Annotated in this window: 9 protein-coding genes and 3 rRNA genes; 3 read left to right on the top strand and 9 right to left on the bottom strand. The window is 67.2% G+C overall.

Annotated elements, in window-relative coordinates; genetic code table 11:
• Positions 1–3: 3 nt before the first annotated feature.
• From BN1701_RS32005 to BN1701_RS31995, 3 genes are read left to right on the top strand one after another with little or no spacing between them, the layout of a single operon-like run.
• The gene (locus BN1701_RS32005; RefSeq protein ID WP_157368334.1) at positions 4–1,218 is read left to right on the top strand and encodes a radical SAM protein; all 1,215 of its coding nucleotides are present in this window, start codon (positions 4–6) and stop codon (positions 1,216–1,218) included.
• Positions 1,219–1,241: 23 nt separating this feature from the next.
• A complete protein-coding gene (locus tag BN1701_RS32000; RefSeq protein ID WP_157368333.1) occupies positions 1,242–2,558 on the top strand; it encodes a nucleotide disphospho-sugar-binding domain-containing protein in 1,317 nt (438 codons plus the stop codon).
• 11 nt (positions 2,559–2,569) lie between these two features.
• Positions 2,570–2,809: a phosphopantetheine-binding protein gene (locus BN1701_RS31995; RefSeq protein WP_054055021.1), complete on the top strand. Its 240-nt coding sequence runs from the start codon at positions 2,570–2,572 to the stop codon at positions 2,807–2,809.
• Positions 2,810–2,903: 94 nt separating this feature from the next.
• Here the strand turns inward: BN1701_RS31995 and BN1701_RS31990 are convergent, their stop codons facing one another.
• The 9 genes from BN1701_RS31990 to BN1701_RS31950 all read right to left on the bottom strand — a co-directional run bounded on the left by BN1701_RS31990 (position 2,904) and on the right by BN1701_RS31950 (position 19,452).
• A complete protein-coding gene (locus BN1701_RS31990; protein ID WP_054055019.1) occupies positions 2,904–5,903 on the bottom strand; it encodes a bifunctional [glutamine synthetase] adenylyltransferase/[glutamine synthetase]-adenylyl-L-tyrosine phosphorylase in 3,000 nt (999 codons plus the stop codon).
• The gene (locus BN1701_RS31985; protein WP_054055018.1) at positions 5,903–6,649 is read right to left on the bottom strand and encodes a type 1 glutamine amidotransferase; all 747 of its coding nucleotides are present in this window, start codon (positions 6,647–6,649) and stop codon (positions 5,903–5,905) included. Before BN1701_RS31985 ends, BN1701_RS31990 begins: the two co-directional genes overlap by 1 nt.
• A complete protein-coding gene (locus BN1701_RS31980) occupies positions 6,646–7,497 on the bottom strand; it encodes a GNAT family N-acetyltransferase (RefSeq protein WP_054055016.1) in 852 nt (283 codons plus the stop codon). Before BN1701_RS31980 ends, BN1701_RS31985 begins: the two co-directional genes overlap by 4 nt.
• A gap of 121 nt (positions 7,498–7,618) precedes the next feature.
• Positions 7,619–7,735: ribosomal RNA gene (rrf, locus tag BN1701_RS31975) — 5S ribosomal RNA — on the bottom strand.
• Between the two features lie 105 nt (positions 7,736–7,840).
• Positions 7,841–10,941: ribosomal RNA gene (locus BN1701_RS31970) — 23S ribosomal RNA — on the bottom strand.
• Positions 10,942–11,314: 373 nt separating this feature from the next.
• Positions 11,315–12,832, bottom strand: a 16S ribosomal RNA gene (locus BN1701_RS31965).
• The 16S, 23S and 5S rRNA genes sit together here, the layout of an rRNA operon.
• Before the next feature lie 460 nt (positions 12,833–13,292).
• Positions 13,293–16,742 (bottom strand): FkbM family methyltransferase, encoded by a 3,450-nt coding sequence (locus BN1701_RS31960; protein WP_157368332.1) that lies wholly within the window; start codon positions 16,740–16,742, stop codon positions 13,293–13,295.
• 57 nt (positions 16,743–16,799) lie between these two features.
• Positions 16,800–18,143 (bottom strand): glutamine synthetase family protein, encoded by a 1,344-nt coding sequence (locus tag BN1701_RS31955; protein WP_054055012.1) that lies wholly within the window; start codon positions 18,141–18,143, stop codon positions 16,800–16,802.
• Positions 18,144–18,162: 19 nt separating this feature from the next.
• A complete protein-coding gene (locus BN1701_RS31950) occupies positions 18,163–19,452 on the bottom strand; it encodes an MFS transporter (RefSeq protein ID WP_054055010.1) in 1,290 nt (429 codons plus the stop codon).
• Between the last annotated feature and the right edge of the window lie 43 nt (positions 19,453–19,495).

The following is a 19,495-nucleotide window of genomic DNA, read 5'->3' as shown; positions in this document are numbered from 1 at the left end:
GACATGACAGCACCAGATTCTGCCGCGCTCATCTCGCGGGTCAAGGCAACCGGCGCGCCCGTGGTGCTGTTCGGCGCGGGGGACGTCGGCAAGATCGCGTGGTGGGCGCTGACCAGCCAAGGCGTCGAGGTCACCTGCTTCAGCGACGGCCGGGCCGAGAAGCACGGGACATCGTGGTCCGGCGTCGAGATCCGGTCACCGGAACAGCTGGCCGCCCTCAGCCGCGACGCGCACGTGTTCATCTGCGCCAACTACCTGTTCTCCATGCCGAAGACGTTGGGGGACATGGGGTTCACCAACATCCACCACGCGGCGGACCTGCTCGATGGCGTGGACTTCACCGGCGCGGACATCGGCATGGACCCGGTGTTCATCGAGCGCAAGGTCGCGCTGCACGTGCGCGAGACCCACAAGGCACGGGAGGAGCGCGAGAACTCCCTGGTGCTGAAGTACCTCGACGTGGTGGTCACCGAGGCGTGCTCGATGAAGTGCCAGGACTGCTCGAACCTCATGCAGTACTACACCAAGCCCCGGCACAGCGACCTGGACCTGCTCGGCGACGCGGTCGACCGGATCGTCGACAGCATCGACCGGATCTACGAGTTCCGCGTCCTGGGCGGCGAGCCGTTCGTCAACCCCAAGGCGCACCGCGTGATCAACCAGCTCACCGCTTACCCGACGGTGGAGAAGGTCGTGATCTACACCAACGCGACGATCGTGCCCAAGGGGGAGATGCTCGAAGCGCTGCGGAACCCGAAGATCGTCGTCGACATCACCAATTACGGGCAGCACTCGCGCAAGCTGGAGCCGCTGCGGGAAGTGCTCACCGACAACGGCATCGACCACCTGGTGAAGATTCCTGAGTGGACGGACTCGGGCCGGATCAACTTCGTCGAGCGCGACGCGGCGGTGCTCGACGACATGTTCGCCAACTGCTGTGTCAACGACATCCTGACGCTGCTCAACGGCAAGCTGTACCGCTGCCCGTTCTCCGCCAACGGCACGAACCTCGGCGCCATGCCGATCACCGACGCCGAGGTCGTCGACCTGACCGGCCCGCTGAGCGGACTGGAACTGCGGGAACGCATCCGTGCCCTCTACAGCAGGCGCACGCACCTGACGGCCTGCGAGTACTGCAACGGCCGCGACTACCGCACCCCGAAGATCGATCCCGCGATCCAGACCCGCCGCCCGCTGCCCCTGGTCTCGGTGACCTGAGGCCGCTGGTGGAGCCCATCAGGGTGGCGGTGTTCCCGATCGACGCCGTCGGCCACGTCAACCCCATGCTCGCCGTGCTCGGCGAGTTGACCAGCACGGCGCGGGTGCGCACCTTCGGCTCGCCCGACCTGGCCTCAGTGTTCCACGCCGCGGGCGCCGAACACGTGGGCATCGACAGTGCCGACGGCACCCCGGACATCGACCTGACTCCCGACCCGCCGCCCGACTTGTCGGTGAAGACCCTCATCCGTCCACTCGCGACGATGCCGGAACTGGTCGCCCGAGCCGCCGAGTTCCAACCGGATGTGGTGCTGTACGACGTCTTCGGCGTCGCGGGCGCCGTGGTGGCCAACCACCTGGGACTGCCGTCGGCCTCGCTGGTGGCCTTGCCGGGCTACGGCGCGCTCACCGACGACTTCGTCGACCGGTATCGGGCGCCGCACCCGGCGCTCGCCGCCGCGGGCGAGCGCTACCGCGAGCGGTTCGGCTGGAACCCGCTCGGCAGCGGGCTTCCGGTCCTGTTCCCGTCCCCCGACCTGTCCTTGATCACCGCGGTCGAGGCGATGTCCCGGCCGGTCGACCCGGACACCATGCCGCGCCTGCACGCGCTACTCGGCGACACCACGCCCACCGCGCACCACGTCGGCCCCTGCTTCGGCGGGCTGTCGTACACGCCGGACACCGCCACGTCCGCCGAGTCCGCGGCCGCACACGACCGCGGTGCCGGGTTCCCGTTCGCCGTGCTCGACCGGGCCAAGGCGGCGGGCGACCGGGTCATCCTGTTCTCGCTCGGCACGGTCCTGGCTGATTTCCGATACCTGACCCCGGTGGGCGGCGCGGAGACCGGCCGCGACTACCTGTTGCGCCTGCTCGACCAGCTCATCGCCGCGTTCGGCGACCGCGACGGCTACACCGTGGTGGCGGGCGTCGGCGCCCGGCTGCCGTCGGCGGACGAACCGCGCTGGCCCGCCAACTTCGTCGTCCGCGACTACCTGCCGCAGGTGCGGCTGCTCGACGACTACGCCGACGTGTTCATCACCCACCACGGCATGAACTCGACGGTGGAGAGCATCCTCGCCGGGGTGCCGATGGTGTCGGTGCCGGGCGCGGGCGACCAGCTCACGAACGCCGCGCTGGCCGTGGCGCACGGTGCGGCGGTAGCCAGATGGCACCTCCACAACCCCTACGGCACTTGCACAGCGGCCACTCTCGATGACGCGGTGCACGCCGCGCTGGAGGACCCCCAGGCGCGAACGGCCTGCCACCGGCTGCGCGCGGCGATGACGGCCGCGGGCGGCGCCGCCGAGGCGGCCGACCTCGTGCGCGGCCTGGTCCGCTAAATTCGCCGACCATGGAGAAGCTGCTGAACCAGGTCGTCGAGATCGCGGGCCGCCACGTCACCGACCGCGACACCGTGACCGGCCCCGACGTGGAACTCCCCGAGCTGGGCATGGGCTCGCTGCGGATGGTCCAGTTCATGGTGGACCTGGAGTCCGCGTTCGGCGTGAGCTTCCCCGAGCCGCTGATCACCCCGGAAACCTTCCGCACGCCGCGAACCGCTGCCGAGGCGATCAGCCCGCTGGTGCAGTAGGTGCGCAGCGCCTCCTGACTCCCATACCCGCCCAACAGCCACATAGCCGACAGACCCAGCCCGTCAAGCTGCTAACTCAACCCCCCGGACTGGGTCAGTCATAGAAGACATGCTCCACCACAGCACGGGCCCGCCGGGTGGTCCGGCGGTACCCGTCGAGGAACTCGCCAGGGTCGTCGTCAATAGGGGTTCCCAGAGCACCCGCTACGGCGGCCAGTTCCCGGCCCATGGTCGGCACCTGGTCGGTCTGCTTGCCGCGCACCAGAGTCGCGGCGTTGCGGACCCGAGTGGCCAGCAGCCAGGCCTCGCGCAGCGCGGCGGCGTCGCCGGGGACGATCAGACCTGCCGCTGTCGCCGCCGCCAGTCCGTCCATTGTGGACGTCGTGCGCAGAGCCGGATGTTCGTACGCGTACCGCAGCTGCAACAGCTGCAGTGTCCACTCGACGTCGGCCAAGCCGCCGCGGCCCAGTTTCGTGTGGGTGGCGGGATCGGCACCGCGGGGTAGGCGTTCGGTGTCGACTCGGGCTTTGATGCGGCGGATTTCCCTGATCTGGGCGGTGTCCAATCCGCCCGCGGGATAGCGGATGGGGTCGATCATCTCGATGAAGCGGGCGCCCAGGTCCTCATCGCCCGCGACCGGGCGAGCGCGCAGGAGAGCCTGGGCTTCCCAGATTTCGCTCCACTGCGCGTAATACGCGCGGTAGGACTCCAGGGTGCGCACAATCGGCCCCTGCCTGCCCTCGGGACGCAGGTCGACGTCAACCTGCAGCGGGGGGTCCTGACTTGGGGAGCCCAGGAGTTTGCGCACGCTCTGCGCGACCCGGCTCGCGTACTTCACCGCGTCGCCATCGGGCACGCCCGGTGCGGGCTCGCAGACGAACATGACATCGGCGTCGGACCCGTAGCCGAGTTCGGCGCCGCCGAGGCGGCCCATGCCGATGACGGCGATGGTGGCCAGGTGGCCGCCCGCGGCGGCGGCCTCGGAGCGGTCGACGGCGGCCAACGTGGCTTGCAGGACCGCGCTCCACACGCTGGACAGGGCCTCGCAGACCGACAGCACGTCCATGAAGCCCAGCAAGTCCGCGCACGCGACGCGGAGGACTTCGTGACGACGGAGGGACCGGGCCGCGGTGACGGCGTTGCCCAGGTAGCTGTGTCGGTTGACGGCGTTGCGCAGCGACGTGGCGACCTCGGCCGGGTCGCGACCGCTGAGCGCCTTCGGGTCCGACAGCAGGCGCAGGACCTCGGGGGCGCGCACGATCAGGTCGGGGACCAGCTTGGACGTGCCCAACAGGTGGGCCAATCGCTCGGCGACCGCGCCCTCGTCGCGGAGGACGCGGAGGTACCACGGGGTGGCCGCGAGCGCCTCGGAAACCTTGCGGTAGGCCAGCAAACCGCCATCGGGGTCGGCGGTCGCGCCGAGCAGGTCGAGCAGTACCGGCAGCAGCGCGGTCTGGATCGCCGCGCGTCGGGACACGCCCGCGGTAAGGGTCCTGATGTGTTGCAGGGCGCCTTCCGGCGAGGTGTAGCCGAGCGCGGCGAGGCGGGCCTGGGCCTGCTTCTCGTTGAGCCGCAACGCGTCGGTCGGCACGCGGGACACCGCATCAAGCAGCGGGCGGTAGAACAGCTTCTCGTGCAAGCGGCGGATCTTGTTGGCCTGCCCGCGGAACTCGGCGACCAGCACCTTCGCCGCGGACCGGCCGCGGTCGGGTCCGATGCCCGCGGCACGAGCCAGCCAGCGCAGCTCGACGGTATCGGTGTCGGCCGGGAACAGATGGGTCCGGCGCAGCCGCTGCAACTGCAGCCGGTGCTCCAAAGTCCGCAGGAACCTATACGAGTCACCAAGTTCCATCGCGTCGGACCGGCCGACGTAGCCGCCCGCGCCCAGCGCCGCCAAAGCGTCCACAGTGGATCCGAGGCGAAGTTTCTCGTCGGTGCGCCCGTGCACCAGCTGCAGCAGCTGCACGGCGAACTCGACATCGCGCAGGCCGCCGCGGCCGAGTTTGAGTTCGCGCTCAGCCAGCTGCGACGGGACGTGGTCCTCGACGCGCCGTCGCATGGCCTGCACGTCGGCGACGAAGTTGTCGCGGTCGGCCGCGGTCCACACCATCGGCCCGACCACGTCGAGGTAGGCGCGGCCCAGGTCGGCGTCGCCCGCGATGGGCCGGGCCTTGAGCAGCGCCTGGAACTCCCAGGTGCGCGCCCAGCGCTTGTAGTACGACTCGTGGCCGTCGAGGGTCCGGACCAGCGCGCCCGCCTTGCCCTCGGGCCGCAGCGCCGCGTCGACCTCGAAGCACGCCTCGGTCGCGACCCGCGTCATCGCGCTGGCCACCTTGGTCGCCAGCGCGACGTCGTCCTCACCGACGAAGACGACGTCGACATCGCTGACGTAGTTCAGCTCGTGGCCGCCGCACTTGCCCATCGCGATCACCGCCAGCCGAGCCGACGCCCGCGCGTCCGTCCCGCCGTTCTGCGCCCACCCGACCGCGAGCGCGGCTCGCAGCGCGGCCTCAGCCAAGTCACTCAACCGGCCCGCGACGTCCTCGAACGACGGTTCGGCCAACCCCGGCTCGACCAGGTGCCCCAGGTCGTCGGCGGCGAGGTCGAGGATGAGACCCCGATAAGCGAACTTGAGCGCCCGCACCGCCTCCGAACCGGTCAGCGTCGCGATGGGCCCCTGCGGGTGGCCTGACTCCTGCGCCCCGACAGCCGCCAGCAGCGTGGCGGTGTAGCCGTCGGCGGCGGTGCCCGCGGCCCGCAAGCGCGACCACTCCCCCGGCCGCACGGCCAGGAAGTCCGACAGCGCGGTCGACGAGCCGAGGACCGCGAGCAGCCGACCGCGCAGCCGCCGGTCCTCGACCAGTGCCGACCGCAGATCCGGCCACCCGCGCGGGTCGTGCGTGCGCATCCGGTCCAGGCCGCGCAGCGCGAGATCCGGGTCGGGGCTGCGCGACAGCGCCGTGAGGATCACCTCGTGCTCGGTGACCGGACCGGCGTCGGTCCACAGCCCGGCCGCGCGCAGGTCTTCCTCCGCCCGGCTCTCGGTCAGGCCGAAGCGGGCCGCGGACGAGATCGACCTGGCGGGATCGGCCATCAGATCATCGGGAGCTGTGGGCGGGCGGGGTCGACCGGCGCCAGCTCGCCGCGCACCAGCCGGACGAACCGCTCGGTGAACGGCCGCCAGACCTCCTCGACGTCGGCGTGCAGCTCGTCGAGCCGCTCCCTGGTCAGCTCCCCCGGCCGGGCGTGCGCGGCACCATCGGTGTCGGACGCGGCCCAGGCGAACACGGTGTCGGTGGTGGTCTCGATGTGGAACTGCAGGCCGTAGCCGGTGCGGCCGACCCGGAACGCCTGGTTCGGGTAGCGGGTCGATGAGGCCAGCAGGTCCGCGCCGACCGGAAGCCGGACCACGGCGTCGTGGTGGAACTGGACGACGTCGGGCATCAGCGGGAGTCCGGCGAACAGTGGGTCGGTCCAGCCGACATCCCGCTTGGCGATCAGGCCAGGGCCGACTTCCGGCCCGGCGGCGCCGACCTCGACCTGCCCGCCGAGCGCGACCGCGAGCAGCTGCGCGCCGAGGCAGACGGCCAGCAGCGGGACCTGCTTGGTCACACAGGTCGCCAGGAGCTGCCGGACGTCGACCAGCCACGGATGCTCGATCACGTCGTTGGCGCCCATCGGGCCGCCGAGGCACACCACGCCCGCGTACCCGTCGACGCCGTCGATCGGGTCGCGGTACGGGTGGGCGATGTGCAGGTCGGCGCCCGCGTCGGTCAGCCATTCGGCCAGCCGTGCGGGCGGATCCATCTCGGCGAGCTGCAGGACGAGGATGCGCGTCACGGTTCGAGAGTATTCCGTTCCACGAACGTGTATTCCACGGCATCGGTCACCACGTGGAACCCGATTCCTTGGTAGACCGCGTTCGACACCGGGTTGTCGGTGTCGGCGAACAACAGCACGTGCTCGGCGCCCTTGTCCCTGGCGTGCTGTGCGACGTGCGCGGTGGCGGCTTTCGCGTAGCCGCGGCCGCGAGCCGCGGGCGGGGTGTAGACCGGCCCGATCCTCGACATCCCAGCGATGGCGGGCGACGCGACCGCCATCGCGACCGGTTCGTCGTTGTCGAACCAGAGCCCGATGGCGCGGTCGAAGTCGAGTGCCCGGCGGGCGTTCTCCTCGCCGCTGCCGCCGACCTCGAAGTGGTCGAGCTCGGCGGCGAACTCGTCCCACCAGCGGGCGGCGACGGGAAGGTCCTCGGTGGTGCCCAACCGGAAATAGCCGCTGACCTGGGGAAGGGTCAGCCCGCCGAGTTCGTAGAGGCGAGTCGGCACGGTGGCCGCGATCAGCTGGCGGGTCTTCCCAAGCAGCGCTTCGGTGAAGGCATCAGCGAGGTCCCTTGGTCCAGTCACTCCGGCGATCTCGCCGAGGACGTCGATCACCTGGTGATGGGTTTCCCTCGGCAAGGCCGCGACGATGAGCGGCCTGGGTGGGGTCTGGATCGCCGCTCCGACGAGAACGTCGTTGTCGTGGACGGTAAGCAGCAGCGGCGGTTCGTCACCGGCCGCGGGCCCGAGTTCGAGGAGCTGGCGAAGAACGGTGATCGCGATGGTGTTGCGGACCGGGTCCTGTTCGAGCCAGTCCCCCGCGGTCCGCCAGAAGTCGGCTGGGTCGTCGTACCGGATGACGGTCATACGTCATGGTGGCTCGGACCGGCCAGCCGTGCGACCGATTATCTCGACCGCGACCTACTCCGGAAATGCGAAATGCCCCCTCTGTCTTCCGAAGAAGACAGAGGGGGCATTCGCAGTTTTAGTCCGGCGGCGTCCTACTCTCCCACACCCTCACGAGTGCAGTACCATCGGCGCTGGCAGGCTTAGCTTCCGGGTTCGGGATGGGACCGGGCGTTTCCCTGCCGCTATGACCGCCGTAACACTATGAAACAGTAACCAGCAACCCCACGCTCAACCCGACAATATCGGGGTGTGTGGGGGTGGTTGGTGTCTCAGACACCGCACAGTGGATGCGTAGCATGTTTGTAGCAAGCCCTCGGCCTATTAGTACCGGTCAACTCCACCCATTACTGGGCTTCCATTTCCGGCCTATCAACCCAGTGGTCTGCTGGGGGCCTTAACCCCTCAAAGGGGGTGGGAGACCTCATCTTGGAACGAGCTTCCCGCTTAGATGCCTTCAGCGGTTATCCCTTCCGAACGTAGCCAACCAGCCGTGCCCCTGGCGGGACAACTGGCACACCAGAGGTTCGTCCGTCCCGGTCCTCTCGTACTAGGGACAGCCTTCCTCAAGTCTCCTGCGCGCGCGGCGGATAGGGACCGAACTGTCTCACGACGTTCTAAACCCAGCTCGCGTACCGCTTTAATGGGCGAACAGCCCAACCCTTGGGACCTACTCCAGCCCCAGGATGCGACGAGCCGACATCGAGGTGCCAAACCATGCCGTCGATATGGACTCTTGGGCAAGATCAGCCTGTTATCCCCGGGGTACCTTTTATCCGTTGAGCGACGCCGCTTCCACCAGCCAGCGCCGGATCACTAGTCCCGACTTTCGTCCCTGCTCGACATGTCTGTCTCACAGTCAAGCTCCCTTGTGCACTTGCACTCGACACCTGATTGCCAACCAGGCTGAGGGAACCTTTGGGCGCCTCCGTTACCCTTTGGGAGGCAACCGCCCCAGTTAAACTACCCACCAGGCACTGTCCCTGAACCGGATCACGGTCCGAAGTTAGACACTCAGTACGATCAGAGTGGTATTTCAAGATTGACTCCACCCACACTGGCGTGCGGACTTCACAGTCTCCCACCTATCCTACACAAACCGAACCAAGCACCAATACCAAGCTATAGTAAAGGTCCCGGGGTCTTTCCGTCCTGCCGCGCGTAACGAGCATCTTTACTCGTAGTGCAATTTCGCCGGGCCTATGGTTGAGACAGTCGAGAAGTCGTTACGCCATTCGTGCAGGTCGGAACTTACCCGACAAGGAATTTCGCTACCTTAGGATGGTTATAGTTACCACCGCCGTTTACTGGCGCTTAAATTCTCAGCTTCGCCCTTGCGGACTAACCGGTCCTCTTAACGTTCCAGCACCGGGCAGGCGTCAGTCCGTATACATCGTCTTGCGACTTCGCACGGACCTGTGTTTTTAGTAAACAGTCGCTTCTCGCTGGTCTCTGCGGCCACCTGACCCTAGCCCGCGAAGGGCTTCAAGTCCTGTGGCCCCCCTTCTCCCGAAGTTACGGGGGCATTTTGCCGAGTTCCTTAACCATAGTTCACCCGATCGCCTTGGTATTCTCTACCTGACCACCTGTGTCGGTTTGGGGTACGGGCCGCGTGGAAACTCACTAGAGGCTTTTCTCGGCAGCATGGGATCACTCTACTTCGCCTCATTCGGCTATGCATCACGTCTCAGCCTATGTGGTTGACGGATTTGCCTGTCAACCGGCCTACACGCTTACACCACACACCAACTGGTGGCGGAGCTACCCTCCTGCGTCACCCCATCGTTTGGCTACTACCGGATCAGGTCCCGCGCTCCACACTCCGCCCCCGAAGGGACTCATGCTTTGGGCGGTTAGTATCACCGAGCTCACCAGGGACGCGTCCACACGGGTACGGGAATATCAACCCGTTGTCCATCGACTACGCCTGTCGGCCTCGCCTTAGGTCCCGACTTACCCTGGGCGGATTAGCCTGGCCCAGGAACCCTTGGTCATCCGGCGGAAGAGTTTCTCACTCTTCTTTCGCTACTCATGCCTGCATTCTCACTCGCGCAGCCTCCACGACTGGATCACTCCGCCGCTTCGATGGCTGCACGACGCTCCCCTACCCATCCACACCACTGCCCACCCAAAAGGGCGGGGATGTATTGTGTGAATGACACAGCTTCGGCGGTGCGCTTAAGCCCCGCTACATTGTCGGCGCAGGACCACTTGACCAGTGAGCTATTACGCACTCTTTCAAGGGTGGCTGCTTCTAAGCCAACCTCCTGGTTGTCTGGGCGACCCCACATCCTTTCCCACTTAGCGCACACTTAGGGGCCTTAGCTGGTGTTCTGGGCTGTTTCCCTCTCGACTACGAACCTTATCGCCCGCAGTCTCACTGCCGCACTCTCACACACCGGTATTCGGAGTTTGGTTGATTTCGGTAAGCTTGTAGGCCCCCTAGACCATCCAGTGCTCTACCCCCGGCGTGAAACATGCGACGCTGCACCTAAATGCATTTCGGGGAGAACCAGCTATCACGGAGTTTGATTGGCCTTTCACCCCTACCCACAGCTCATCCCCCAGGTTTTCAACCCTGGTGGGTTCGGGCCTCCACGACGTCTTACCGTCGCTTCACCCTGGCCATGGGTAGATCACTCCGCTTCGGGTCTAGACCACGCGACTCAAGCGCCCTATTCAGACTCGCTTTCGCTACGGCTACCCCACACGGGTTAACCTCGCCACGCAGCACTAACTCGCAGGCTCATTCTTCAAAAGGCACGCCATCACCCCGAAAGGCTCTGACGGCTTGTAGGCACACGGTTTCAGGTACTCTTTCACTCCCCTCCCGGGGTACTTTTCATCTTTCCCTCACGGTACTAGTCCGCTATCGGTCACCAGGAAGTATTTAGGCTTAGCGGGTGGTCCCGCCAGATTCACAGCAAATTCCACGAGCTCGCTGCTACTTGGGAACACCATCGGGAGACACTGAGTTTTCGCGTACGGGACTCTCACCCACTACGGTCACGCTTTCCAGACATGTTCCGCTAACACAGTGTTTTCTCACTCCCCGACCAGCCGGCAGACTGACCAGATAGGTCCCACGACCCCGCATACGCAACCCCTGCCGGGTATCACACGTACACGGTTTAGCCTCATCCGCTTTCGCTCGCCACTACTCACGGAATCACGGTTGTTTTCTCTTCCTGCGGGTACTGAGATGTTTCACTTCCCCGCGTTCCCTCCACACACCCTATAGATTCAGGTGCGGGTGACACCACATGACTGATGCCGGGTTTCCCCATTCGGACATCCTCGGATCTCAGCTCGGTTGACAGCTCCCCGAGGCTTATCGCAGCCTCCTACGTCCTTCATCGGCTCCTGATGCCTAGACATCCACCGTATGCCCTTAATATCTTGCTACAAAGATGCTCGCATCCACTGTGCAGTTCTCAAACACCAACCAGAGGCACAACCGCATCCCTGAAAACACCAGCCCGAGTTCCACTCGGCGGTCTGTCTTCGCGGCCGGCCCTGAAGAGTGCAACACCCCAACGGGTGTTGTCTCAGGACCCAACAGTGTGCCGACACACATCCACTCCACAACCCCAATCACTGACGTTCCACGCTCGGGTCCGAAGACCGTCGCAGTACTTGCCGCATGACCGGCGCCGCGAGTCTCAGCTCGTCCAGTAGTTCCACAGCACATGAGCAACCACCCACCGGGCATTCGCCGGCGGCCTGGCCCTCCCACACAGTCCCTACAAGTAGGGGCTGCGGGTCAGATGCTCCTTAGAAAGGAGGTGATCCAGCCGCACCTTCCGGTACGGCTACCTTGTTACGACTTCGTCCCAATCGCCAGTCCCACCTTCGACCACTCCCTCCCTTACGGGTTGGGCCATGGGCTTCGGGTGTTACCGACTTTCGTGACGTGACGGGCGGTGTGTACAAGGCCCGGGAACGTATTCACCGCAGCGTTGCTGATCTGCGATTACTAGCGACTCCGACTTCACGGGGTCGAGTTGCAGACCCCGATCCGAACTGAGACCGGCTTTAAGGGATTCGCTCCACCTCACGGTCTCGCAGCCCTCTGTACCGGCCATTGTAGCATGTGTGAAGCCCTAGACATAAGGGGCATGATGACTTGACGTCATCCCCACCTTCCTCCGAGTTGACCCCGGCAGTCTCCTATGAGTCCCCGCCATCACGCGCTGGCAACATAGAACGAGGGTTGCGCTCGTTGCGGGACTTAACCCAACATCTCACGACACGAGCTGACGACAGCCATGCACCACCTGTGAACCAGCCACAAGGGGGCCTACATCTCTGCAGGTTTCCAGTCCATGTCAAGCCTAGGTAAGGTTCTTCGCGTTGCATCGAATTAATCCACATGCTCCGCCGCTTGTGCGGGCCCCCGTCAATTCCTTTGAGTTTTAGCCTTGCGGCCGTACTCCCCAGGCGGGGTGCTTAATGCGTTAGCTACGGCACGGAGAACGTGGAATGTTCCCCACACCTAGCACCCACCGTTTACGGCGTGGACTACCAGGGTATCTAATCCTGTTCGCTCCCCACGCTTTCGCTCCTCAGCGTCAGTATCGGCCCAGAGACCCGCCTTCGCCACCGGTGTTCCTCCTGATATCTGCGCATTTCACCGCTACACCAGGAATTCCAGTCTCCCCTACCGAACTCAAGTCTGCCCGTATCGATCGCAGGCCCAGGGTTAAGCCCCAGGTTTTCACGACCGACGCAACAAACCGCCTACGAGCTCTTTACGCCCAATAATTCCGGACAACGCTCGCACCCTACGTATTACCGCGGCTGCTGGCACGTAGTTAGCCGGTGCTTCTTCTGCAGGTACCGTCACTTGCGCTTCGTCCCTGCTGAAAGAGGTTTACAACCCGAAGGCCGTCATCCCTCACGCGGCGTCGCTGCATCAGGCTTTCGCCCATTGTGCAATATTCCCCACTGCTGCCTCCCGTAGGAGTCTGGGCCGTGTCTCAGTCCCAGTGTGGCCGGTCGCCCTCTCAGGCCGGCTACCCGTCGTCGCCTTGGTAGGCCACTACCCCACCAACAAGCTGATAGGCCGCGGGTTCATCCTGCACCGCCGGAACTTTCCACCACAACACATGCGTGAAGTGGTCATATCCGGTATTAGACCCAGTTTCCCGGGCTTATCCCAGAGTGCAGGGCAGATTACCCACGTGTTACTCACCCGTTCGCCGCTCATCCACCCCGAAGGGCTTCAGCGCTCGACTTGCATGTGTTAAGCACGCCGCCAGCGTTCGTCCTGAGCCAGGATCAAACTCTCCAATAATGTTTCAGAGTGTTCTCTGCCTGACAAAAAGACACCAAAACTGGCATCAATTCATCTCAAAGGAACCCACAAAGGGGTTCAATCATTTAAGCTCTACTGGCTTAAATCGGCACACTGTTGAGTTCTCAAACAACACACGCACATCCGAGTTAACCGCCTGATTGAGGCGACAGCGTCAGAGGCTGGTATTGCCTTACAAGTTTGTTGTGCTTGATCGGATCCGTGCGGGATCAGATGATCCTTGCTGGGATTCCGGTTCAGGCAACGCCGCAGAACTTTACCCGGTTCGATTCGCGGTGTCAACCCGCTCGACCCGGTGGAGGTCCGACCCCTGAAACCTTACCAGAGGTTTTGTCTCCCTGCTCCGTCCCCGCCAGGCTCTTGCGTCCTGTTCCGTCCGGCGCTCTGTGCGACATGGAGAAAGTTACTGGGGTGCGAATCCCAAAGTCAAATCGGCTGGTCAGCGGCTTGTGGAGGGTCGCAGCCACAGTGTGCGCACCCCTCCGGTGAGCACTTCGTCGACCACGTCGTCGACCGAGACGGCCTTCTCCTCGCCCAGGCGCACCAGGTCGTAGCCCCACGTGCGGAACTCCCGCAGGACGACACCGGGATCGTCGCCATAGTCCCTGGTCAGCGGCCCATCGATGGCGAAGATGACGTGCGGCCGATCCTTGCGCAGACGCCGTACGAGCCCGCCCAAAGCGCGGTGACCGCGGCCCGGAACGTCCACTTTCACCACCGACAGACGCTGCTCGCGGGTGTCCGCGAGCGCGTCCAGCTCCTTGTCCAGCCGGACGCCGGGAACCGCCACTTCACCCGATGTGGTGGTGATCACTTTCTGTGGATCATGGGCGGTGACCGACAGCCCACCCCCACCCGCGGGGGTGCCGACCATCGCGATCGGACTGTCCCACGCGGCGGCCTCCAGCACGACGAGCCGCTCGGCCACGGCCGCGCTGACGTTCTCGGATACGTTGTGGCGCAACAGTTTCGCGGCTTCGGCACCGGGTTCCACAACGGCGACCGTGCCACTGGTACCGAGCCTGCCGAGCACCCGGATCGCGTGGTAGCCGACGTACGCGCCGACGTCGAGGAAGACGCTGTCCGGCTCGATGAGCGAGTCGACAAGCTCGGCCACGTCGGGCTCCCACACCCCGTTGCTCGACAGCACGGCCGACATCACCGCGTCCTGCGCGGGCAGCCGCAGCAGGCCCGCGTCGCACAGGACCAAGGCGCTCGGCACATCGGCGAGATCGCCCGGAATCACTCGTTCGTGTTGACGCACCACGACTCGGCGCAGCGCGTCGGTCGCGCGCAGGGCCTGGTCGGCCGACCAGGTGCTGAGCGCGACCTTGCTGTCGCGTTCGGACAGGCGGCTGGTCAGCTTGGCTTCGAGGGCATCGATGCGGGCCTGGCTCGCCGCGAGCGCCTCGGTGACCGTGCGCAGCTGGTCGGACTCCACCGGCTCCGGCACCACGACGGGTCGGGCGGCCAGTTCCTTCACCGCGCGGCTCCCCGAGACGACCTCCCCGCGTAGCCGGAGCACTTCCTCGCCGGTCGACGAGACCTGTTTGGCCAGGTGCGAGCCGCGTTCCACGACCAGGTCGAGGTCGGCGCGCAGCAGGTCCAGGTCGTGGCCCGCGCCTGCCGTGGCCAGCTTCTCCTGCCGTTCGACCAGGTCGGCGGCCGTGCGTTCGATGCCGTCGATGAGCGAGTTGAGCACCGACGTCAGGTGCGAGTCGTAGTGGTTGAGCACGCGCAGCACCGCGCGGCGCAGTTGCGGGGCCATGGGGATGCGGTGGCCGACGTCGGCGTCCGGCCTGCGCAGCAGCGCGTGTCTGGCGGCCCGCAGCGCCCGCAGCGGATCGTCCTCGGTCGCCCCGGCCAGCGCTCGGCCCGCCCGCCAGCCGCGGTAGGCCAGCTCGACCCGTCTGCGCACCGCGGCGCCGGTGGTGGCGGGCGCCAGGCTCTCCAGCACGGACGTCCTGGCCGCCGAGCCGACCTTGTCGGCGGTCGCCCGGTCGTCGGCCAGGTCGCGGATCGCGCCCGCCACCATGGTGTCGGCGGCGAACTCGTCGGTGGGCAGCGCCACGCAGCCGTCGGTGCCGAGCAGGTCGGCGCCGATCCCGGACAGAACGGTGATCAGCGGGACGCCGCGCAAGGCGGCCCCGATGAGCCAGGCGTTGACCCTGGCGGTGTCCGCGCAGCCCGGCTCGTGCAGCGAGATCGCCCAGTCGGTGGCGTCGAGGGCGCGGTCGAAGTCGGTGTCGACCAGCCGAATCCGCTTGTCCGCCGCCGCGGCGGACCGCAGCCGTTCGACCGCCTCGGTGCGCGCGGTGTCGTCGGGGACGAGCAGCAGCAGTCGGACGTCCTCGCGCGCGGGGAAGGCGGCGGCGAAGGCGGCGATCAGGTCATCGGCCCGGTCGGCCATGGCCAGGAACACCGGCGCGGGGTCGAGGCCGAGGCGGGTGCGGGCGTCCTCGCGGGTGCCGTCGTCGCGGGGGCCAGGGTCGACGACCGGCAGCGGGACGGTGTGGGTGGCGACGCCGTCGGGGCCGGGCGCGGTCGCCGGCCACACCAGCCACCGCTCGTCGGCCGGGGGAACCGGGCCGAACTCCTCGCGGACGAAGATCACGTGCCGCTGTCTGGGCGGCGGCGCGCCGTCGCAGACCAGGACTACGGGATACACCGGCTGGTCGGAGGTGGGCAGGCCGGACGCGCCCGCGGCGAGGCGGACCCGGTCGGCCAGCGGGCCCTCGCCGAGGACCGACACGCCGATCTGGTCGATCAGGGCGACGTCGCTGTCGTGGTGGCCGGGCACCGCGCGGGGGTGGATCCGGGCCGCGAGGACGGCGTCGGTCGCGCACCAGTCGCGGTAGGCAGCGGCGTCGGAGCCGAAGGGGTCGGGGAAGCGTTCGCGCAGTTCAGGGTCGTCCTGCCAGAGCGCGGTCGCCCAGCGTTCTGGGGCGCAGGCCCAGCGCAGGAAGCCCGCCGGGTCGCTGCCCGCGGCGGGCGGGCGGTCCTTGGCGGTGCGGTAGGCCGCGCGCAGGGACGGCGGGAAGACGGTGCCGTCGGTGAGCTGTCCGAATCGGACGGTCGGGGCGGGCGGGTCGGCGAGTTCGCCTGCGTAGTCGGCACACAGGCGGTTGAGCAGCGGGTGTTCGGACAGCAGGATCCGCTGGTCGTCGGCGATGTCGGCGCTGAGCAGCCACGGGCGGGCCGGGTCGAAGCCCGCGAAGTCGACCGTGCGCAGTGGCGCGCCGCCGGAGGTGACCGAGCCGTCCGCGGCGCGGGCGAGCGGGCGTTGCGCGGCGTTCCACCGCGACAGTCCCAGGCCGGAGTCGCGGCGCACCCGGTGGTCCACCAGGGCGGGGGCGCCGTCGAGGAAGGCGCCCGCGGCCTGTGGGTCGCGGGTGGACACCTCGGCCCAGGAGTGCAGGAAGTGCTCGGCGCCGTGCGCGGCGGCGACGAAGCCGTCGTCGTAGACACCGGCGGCGCGCAGTTCGGCCGCGGTCGGCCGCAGGCCGTCGGCGGGCAGCGGGCGCAGCACCTTGGGGACCAGCAGCAGCGCGGCGTCGCCGAGGTCCAGGTCGAGCGAGGCGTAGACCTTGACCCACGGGTCGAGGTAGAGCACCACGCTCTCGTGGCGGCCGAGCAGCCACTCCATCAGCCGGGGCCGCAGCGCGGTCGCCGCCTCCCGGGCGCTGTGGCCGGTGGCGAGGGCAGCGAGTTCGTCGGCGCCGACGCCCAGGTCGGCGGGGACGATCACGTCCTCGGCGCGGTCACCGTCGACGAGGAGGATGACGAACTCGGCGCCGGGATGGTGGCGTCGGAACGATTCCGCGGTGAGCCGGGCGGCGGGAAGGTCCGCGCACCCGGCCACCGTGCAGCCGATCACTGGGGGAAGCACCGAGCCAACCTAACGGCTCACGCCCGGTGCGCGGACCACCCGGTAGAGCGAACTCGATCAGAGGACCGGTAGGAGGGTTCGCAACTCGTACGGCGTGACGCTGCGGCGGTAGGCGTCCCACTCGTTGCGCTTGTTGCGCAGGAAGAAGTCGAAGACGTGCTCGCCGAGGGTCTCGGCCAGCAGTTCGGAGTTCTCCATCTCGGTGAGGGCTTCGCCCAGGTTCTGCGGCAGGTTCGCGTAGCCCGCGGCCCGGCGTTCGGCGTCGGAGAGCGACCAGACGTCGTCCTCGGCGGCCGGTGGCAGCTCGTAGCCCTCGGCGACGCCCTTGAGGCCCGCGGCCAGGATCACCGAGTACGCCAGGTACGGGTTGCAGGCCGAGTCGAGCGAGCGGATCTCCACCCGACGGGATGACGCCTTGCTGGGTGAGTACATGGGCACACGCACGAGCGCGGAGCGGTTCGCGTGGCCCCAGCAGACCGCTGTCGGGGCCTCGCCGCCGACGATGAGGCGCTTGTAGGAGTTCACCCACTGGTTGGTGACCGCCGAGATCTCCCGCGCGTGCTTGAGCAGGCCCGCGACGAACGCCTTGCCGGTGCCGGAGAGCTGGTACGGGTCCTCGTTGTCGTAGAAGGCGTTGCGGTCGCCCTCGAACAGGCTGACGTGGGTGTGCATGCCGGAGCCGGGCTGGTCGGAGAACGGCTTGGGCATGAACGAGGCGAACACGCCCTGGGTGAGCGCGACCTCCTTGACCACGTACCGGAAGGTCATGACGTTGTCGGCCATGGTGAGCGCGTCGGCGTAGCGCAGGTCGATCTCCTGCTGGCCGGGGGCGCCCTCGTGGTGGCTGAACTCCACCGAGATGCCCATGGCCTCCAGGGTCTCGATCGCGTGCCGCCGGAAGTGGGTGGCGGTGGCGTGGCTGGCCTGGTCGAAGTAGCCGCCGTTGTCGGCGGGGACCGGCTCGCTGCCGTCCACGGGCAGGTTGTTGAGCAGGAAGAACTCGATCTCCGGGTGCACGTAGCAGGTGAACCCGGCCTCGCTGGCCTTCGACAGGGTGCGGCGCAGCACGTGGCGCGGGTCGGCCCAGGACGGCGAACCGTCTGGCATGGCGATGTCGCAGAACATGCGCGCCGAGTACGGCTCGCCGCCGGGGGTCTCCCACGGCAGGACCTGGAAGGTGGCCGGGTCGGGGCGGGCGACCATGTCCGACTCGTAGACCCGGGAGAAGCCCTCGATCGCCGAGCCGTCGAATCCGATGCCCTCGGCGAACGCGCCTTCCAATTCGGCGGGCGCCACGGCCACCGACTTCAGGAAGCCGAGGACGTCGGTGAACCACAGCCGGACGAACCGGATGTCGCGCTCCTCAAGGGTGCGCAGGACGAATTCTTGCTGGCGATCCATAGGCGCAGCGTAGAGGGGATCACCGTGCATCGGGCGAGTCGAGTCGGATACGGAGCGACATCACAGCCGCGACCGCGCACAGGCCGCCCGCGACGTACCAGGCCAGGTCGTAGCTGCCGTGGTGGTCGCGGGTCAGCCCGGCGCCGACGGCGGCGACGGCGGCGCCGATCTGGTGGGAGGCGAAGACCCAGCCGAAGACGATCGGGCCGTCCGCGCCGAAGGCACGCCTGCACAGGGCGACGGTCGGCGGGACGGTGGCGACCCAGTCCAGGCCGTAGAAGATGATGAACGCCCACATCGGCGGTTCGGTGGTGGCGGCGAACAGGTGCGGGAGCACGAGCAGGGACGCGCCGCGCAGGCTGTAGTAGACGCCGAGCAGGACTTTGGGGTCGACCTTGTCGGTCAGCCAGCCGGACACGATGGTGCCCGCGACGTCGAAGAGGCCGACCAGGGCGAGCAGGCCCGCGGCCGTGGTGGACGGCATGCCGTGGTCGTGCGCGGCGGGCACGAAATGGGTGCCGATCAGGCCGTTGGTGGAGGCGCCACAGATGGCGAACCCGGCGGCGAGCAGCCAGAACGTGCGGTCGTGGGCGGCCTGTTTGAGGACGGTGACGGCGCGCAGCGCGGTTCGGCCGCTGGTCGCCGAGACCGGCGGCGGGGCGTCGGGGTCGGCGCCGTAGGCCGTGGTGCCGACGTCGGCGGGGTTGTCGCGAAGGAGGAAGGCGACGAGCGGGACCACGGCGAGGGCGGCCAGGGAGACGACCAGGCTCGCGGTGCGCCAGCCGTGGTCGGCGGCGAGGTGGGCGATGAGTGGCAGGAAGACGAGCTGTCCGGCGGCGCTCGCGGCGGTGAGCACGCCGCTGACGAGGCCTTGGCGCTTGACGAACCAGCGGGAGGTGACGGTGGCGACGAACGTGAGTGCCATCGAGCCAGCGCCGACCCCGACGAAGACACCCCAGAGCAGGACCAGCTGCCAGCTCGCGGTCATGAACACCGTCAGGCCGCTGCCCAGCGAGATGAGCAGCAGGGCCCAGGTCACCACGCGGCGCATGCCGAGGCGCTCCATGAGTGCCGCGGCGAACGGCGAGATCAAGCCGAACAGGAGCAGGTTGACCGAGACCGCGGCCGAGATCGTCGCGGTCGACCAGCCGAACTCCTGGTGCAGCGGGTCGATCAGGACGCTGGGCGCGGCGCGGAAGCCCGCGGCGCCGACCAGGGCGACGAAGGCGACGGCGGCGACGATCCAGGCCCAGTGCAGGCGGGGGCGGGTGTCCACAAGAGTCACATGGGGAGCCTGGAGGTTCGGCATCGATCGAACAAGTGGCCAGACTGCCACTATGTGAAAGAATCTG

The organism is Alloactinosynnema sp. L-07 (assembly GCF_900070365.1).
Lineage (GTDB): Bacteria > Actinomycetota > Actinomycetes > Mycobacteriales > Pseudonocardiaceae > Actinokineospora.
The sequence above is the reverse complement of the archived record's forward strand: the minus strand, read 5'-3'. Positions and strand labels throughout refer to the sequence as shown.

Excerpts from the sequence above, each read along its gene's own strand:
- BN1701_RS31950 (WP_054055010.1), bottom strand. The coding sequence starts at position 19,452 with ATGCCGAACCTCCAGGCTCCCCATGTGACTCTTGTGGACACCCGCCCC.
- BN1701_RS31980 (WP_054055016.1), bottom strand. The coding sequence starts at position 7,497 with ATGACCGTCATCCGGTACGACGACCCAGCCGACTTCTGGCGGACCGCG.
- BN1701_RS32005 (WP_157368334.1), top strand. The coding sequence starts at position 4 with ATGACAGCACCAGATTCTGCCGCGCTCATCTCGCGGGTCAAGGCAACC.
- BN1701_RS31990 (WP_054055019.1), bottom strand. The coding sequence starts at position 5,903 with ATGGCCGATCCCGCCAGGTCGATCTCGTCCGCGGCCCGCTTCGGCCTG.
- BN1701_RS31995 (WP_054055021.1), top strand. The coding sequence starts at position 2,570 with ATGGAGAAGCTGCTGAACCAGGTCGTCGAGATCGCGGGCCGCCACGTC.
- BN1701_RS31955 (WP_054055012.1), bottom strand. The coding sequence starts at position 18,143 with ATGGATCGCCAGCAAGAATTCGTCCTGCGCACCCTTGAGGAGCGCGAC.